This is a genomic window from Belliella aquatica, assembly GCF_014637795.1.
GTDB classification, from domain to species: Bacteria; Bacteroidota; Bacteroidia; order Cytophagales; family Cyclobacteriaceae; genus Belliella; species Belliella aquatica.
The window spans coordinates 1-5,021 of sequence record NZ_BMFD01000037.1 but is presented as its reverse complement, the minus strand read 5'-3'; the positions used below and the strand labels follow the sequence as shown (position 1 = coordinate 5,021).

The 5,021-nt window shown below is 36.3% G+C and carries 2 protein-coding genes; both read right to left on the bottom strand.

The features are described 5' to 3' along the window. Positions 1-3,622: Ig-like domain-containing protein (locus IEV57_RS19125; RefSeq protein ID WP_188444644.1), on the bottom strand; the 3,622-nt coding region annotated here is incomplete at its 3' end. A 21-nt stretch (positions 3,623-3,643) separates the two neighbouring features. Further along, entirely contained in the window at positions 3,644-4,168 is a 525-nt protein-coding gene (locus tag IEV57_RS19120) for a hypothetical protein (RefSeq protein WP_188444643.1), read from the bottom strand. Positions 4,169-5,021: the final 853 nt, after the last annotated feature.

Here is a 5,021-nt window from a genome sequence, read left to right as displayed (position 1 = left end):
TTCCTGTGTTGGTCACAACTATCGTGTAGTTGATTACATCTCCTACTGCATCATAGCTCTGCTCTGTTGCTACTTTAGTGATGGTCAAGGATGGTGACTGATCAATCTCTGTCCTTACCTCAGCCTCTTCCTCTCCCGTCTGATCAGTATCAACAATTGCTGTGTTTACAATTGCATCTCCTGCATTTATCATGGCTTGTGTTACTTCATATGAAGCTGTGTAAACCCAAGTTTCGTTTGTATCTAAAAAACCAACATTATTAGCATCACCTGAAACCAAAGTCAATGCTGTAGTTCCATTTGTCAATTGATCAGTCACAACAACACCAGATAATGGAATATTACCTAGGTTAGTTACATTAATAGTATAATTCAAAGTGGTAGGAGCATTAATCTGCTCTTGACCTTCTGCAACTGTTTTTGTAATAGCAACTCTACAATCATTAATTGTTAAAGTCACTGCTGTTCTTTCTAAAGAAACACAACCATCAGCTGAAACAGCTTCGGCATAAAAAGTCTCTGTTCCTATTGAATTCAAAGTTGGGTCAGTAACTATACTTCCTCCAATAGCTGCATCATACCATACAACACTTCCTGAACTGGTAATCGCATCATTTGCACTCAAAGTCTGGATTGTTGCTTCAGCACATTCTGTGATATTTCCAGTAAAAACTGGAGCATCAGGAGCTTCATTAACTAATATAGATACCTGAACTCGTGCACTTTCACACAAGCCATCTACAACCTGTGATACCCAAACTGTATTGATTCCTGCGATACTTAGGTCAACAATTGGTGTTGCCTCAAATGGTAGGCTACCTAGGTTATTGTCTGCATAAAATAACAATGTGGCATTCGGAAGTGCTGTGACATTATATGGTACCGTACCTTCTTGCTGACACTCATCAACATTCAATACTGCTGGCTCAGCTGTATTTGCGTTTACAGTTATAGTTACAGGAACTCTATCACTAATACAACTTGAAGAAGGACCTTCTGCAACCCAAAAAGTAACCTCACCAGAACTATTTGTGTTAATAACAGGATTACTGATAGCATTTCCTCCAGTTGATTCGGTAAAATAGAATAACTGATAATCATTGGCCAAACCATCGGCACTTAGGGAAATGAACTGCGACAAATTCCCAATATTTTCACCTTGACAGAAAGTTAAATTCTCTGAAGTAGGTATATCAGGATTGGTTGTAACAATTGTTACAATAATATCAAACTGGAATACACATTCTGATGAATTTGGTGGAATTGCAAAAAACTGACCCCCAGTTGAAGGAAATGGGTTGTTTTCATTAAATTCAGTGTCATTTAAAGGGTCGGGACCACTGAAGAATTGTGTACCAGTTGGAAAATTACCCCTTATCTCTGTTACCGGAATTCCCGCTGTTACATTACAGAAGAAGAAATCTAATTCAAGATTTGCTCCCTGACAGTTAGTCTGTACCCAATCAAGAGCATTGATAATATTTATACGGACAGGTGTAGAGATAGGCTCACCTTCACATGATCCGTCATTATTAAATCCAGTGATGAATGGTACTGAATTGAAAGTACTCTGTGATACAGCTCCTTTACCTCTAAGTATACCTACTGTCTCAATAAATGCTTCACAATCAGCCTGAGCAAGAACAAAACAATTTTCAGTGGCTTGAAGTGTGTAAGTAAGCGTGGCAAGTACATCATTTGGATCCCCGCTTGCTGGTAAAGGCAGGTTATTAATCTTCCATATGATAGACCCCGTAGACCCTGCTGTCGGATCGAAAATTGGTGACTGAGCATTTCCACCAGAAAAATTAACTTGTGAAATAATATCACTTAAATCCCCTGAAAAAGAAGCTGTAAATGGAATAGGAATAACAACTTCTAAATCCTGAACTGCTTCTGTACCCCTATTCCTAATTTCAAGTGTATAGGTAATATCTTCCCCAGGCTGAACGGTTGGATTGATTCCAGCAGGATTTCCATTTAATGAAGTGAGTAGATTAAGTCCTTCAACATCCGGCACATAAGCATCTACAGAAAAAGCTACCATATAAATAGAATACAGATCTTGAGTCGTCCCGTACCTAAACCTTGTAGATGTTTGACTATTTCCTATTATTGAATTGTTCGCATTTGGCACATTCCACATAGCGATGTCAATACCCGTATTATTTGGGAGATTTGGACTTCTTGGTGTTTGAACCAAGTTACCCGTAGCATCAAGAACAGGAGTATAAATCGAGGAATTAAAAAAGTTTGTGGTAGTATTTAATGGATGTGACAAGGGTACCCAGCTACTGTTAGAAGCATTTCTAATTTCAAGAAAATCACCTGAAATACCTCTATCTCCTTCACCTGCCATTACGCCCAGTTTGAAATTAACAGGGCCATTTTGAACTGCATTGAAACCAGTAATGTCAAATTCTCCTGTAGACAAAGCACCATTTCCAGGAGATTGCACAAAGGAATATCCGTCAAAAATGGTGATATCTCTCCAAGGCATTTTTGAGTTTTCATAAACAACAATAATTCCCCACTGACCAAAATACCCTGTATTCCCGCCATTCCCTTCCACTAATGCAATATCGGCAACGGTATATTCACCAATACCATTTTGTTTCACATAATTGGTAACATCAACATATCCCGCATAAATATCCGCCTGAGCCCCTTGAGGATAAAGGATGTTGTTTGCATTTGCAGTAAGCTCAGTGTATGAAGAGGCCGAAGGACCTTTGATTTTAACTTTACGTTTATCAAGATTATAAGTCTGTTGTACTTGAGGTATGGTCGTACCTGCAACATTGATCGAGGCCGAAGAGTTGCTGCGATATTCACCTTCATTTCTGTTAGTACGAGTATCTCTTGTTAAGGAGTTAATTGTGATCGTTACTCCTCCATCGGTAAAGGTGTAAGGAGTATTAAAAGTAGCAATACCTATGTCTCCATTCGATGTAAAATTAACAGGAACATCTACAAAATTACCATTTCCAATTCTTACTTGTACTCTATTATTTCCGGAATTATTGGTAAAATCAAAAATATATGTATTCCCATTTCCTGAAAAAGTATATCGAGGGTATCTTGTATTATTATTATTGCCTTGTCTTGAAACTGACATTGAATATGATGAAAACTGAACATCTCCATTATGTAAGAGTGTTTGATTTTCATTTACAGCCTGCGGCGATCCAGGGACTGTTTTCGTCACATTGAAGGTTTGAGGACCATTCTCTGTTGCTCTACCTGACCAATAAAGCCCTGCATATAAAATCTCGGAACAGTTTGGATCTGCTCCATTTTCCTGAGAGAAAACCAAATTTGCAGATGATGAATTAACTGTTTGTGGATTGCCATCTACATCCACATATACCATCACATTATTTGAATTATTACCCCCGTCTGAGTAATTCTGTAAAGTCAGGTTTGTATTTCCAACCAAAGTATAGTCTCCTCTGACATTGAAAACTCCATTTGGTGGTTGTGGGGTCCCAACTCTTTTTACAAAAGGCTTAACGTTTTGTGTTTGAGCAGTGGCAGTAGGTAGATTGCCTCCAAATAATACAAGGACTACTGCTAGAACAACAAACCTTATATTTTTAAGAAAATTGTAAATATTTTCCATGATTTTTTGCTTTAAGAAGAATTATTGAGGTATTGCTACCTGGTAAAAAATTAAAATATCTGTGTTTTCGAATCCTGCAGACATCCTTAAAACTTCTTGAGAAGTCAAGGCAACATCTGACAAAATGAAAATATATTCTAGATTACTGAATGACTCAAATAAAGACGTTCCTAAAGAAATAGAAGCAAATTGAGATGAATTAGTAATATGAATCTGAATCATCTTTACAGTTCTAAAAAGCGGGTCTTTTTCATTTAAAAACCTCAAACTTGAGCCATCAATATCTACTTTTTGAGGATAGGCTTCTTTTGGATTAACTTTTGTATTATTAGCAATCACTATCGTTGGAGTTGCACCATAAATCATCTTATATAAGCGATCTTCTTTGCCAATATTTTCCTCAGCCATATATGACTGAAGTTCTTTCACTTGCTGTGCTTGTAAGCTTCCAACTGAAGAGTAAATCAGCCCGATAATTATGAAAAGTTGTATAGTCAATCCCTGACTGAACTTTCCCTTCCTGAAATTTGAATAAATGCTAAACATGACTTTGTTAAATATTATCTTGAATAATTATATGCTAGAGGAATAGAGTAAATATTTCGTGTCTGACCACTCAAGATCAGAGTTTGTATACAAACATTTTTGATGATCTGAAGCGTGCTGTATGGATGATACACTAAAAGTACCTTGCCATGCTCCCACATATAAGTTGTAAATCTGAATCAAAAAACATTCAATAATTACCTTAAATAATTTCGCTTTGTTCTTCGATAAAATTCTGCTGTCCGTGAATTGTAAATAATTTCCCATACCTGTTTTTATATTAAAAGCCTCAATAAGAGCCCAATAGCATCATTTTTATCTGTTTTAAAACCCAACGATTTATATCAAACCTACTTATTTGCTGTAAAAATACATTATTTTGCATTTCACATCCAAACAAAATGAGTGAAAATTTTAAATTAAATGCATTTTTTTAATTTTAAACAACATTTTTTCTGTTTCTAAGTGTTCTAAACACGTGAAAAATACTTTTGAAAAAAAGTGAAACCTGCGTAAAAACCATTTAATACAAGTCAATAATGCAGGTTAAAAAATAAAAGACCAATCGAACGAAATGATCTGTATATAAACGACATACAAACAGTTTTCAAAATTCATATAAAAACCTTGGTAGTCAATTTTAGCTTTCCTCAAAAAAAGAAGTGCTCTCTGTTTACACAAAGAGCACTTGGGGTTTTGTATTGTTTTATACTGCACACTTGGTACATCGTACTTTGTACTTTGTACTTTCAATTACTTTCTCAACTTCAACTCTGTTCTTCTGTTTTCTTGGTGTTGAGCTTCTGTGCATGTTCCGCAGTCGTGGATAGGCTGGGTCTTGCCGAACCATTCG

Excerpts from the sequence above, each read along its gene's own strand:
- IEV57_RS19120 (WP_188444643.1), bottom strand. The coding sequence starts at position 4,168 with ATGTTTAGCATTTATTCAAATTTCAGGAAGGGAAAGTTCAGTCAGGGA.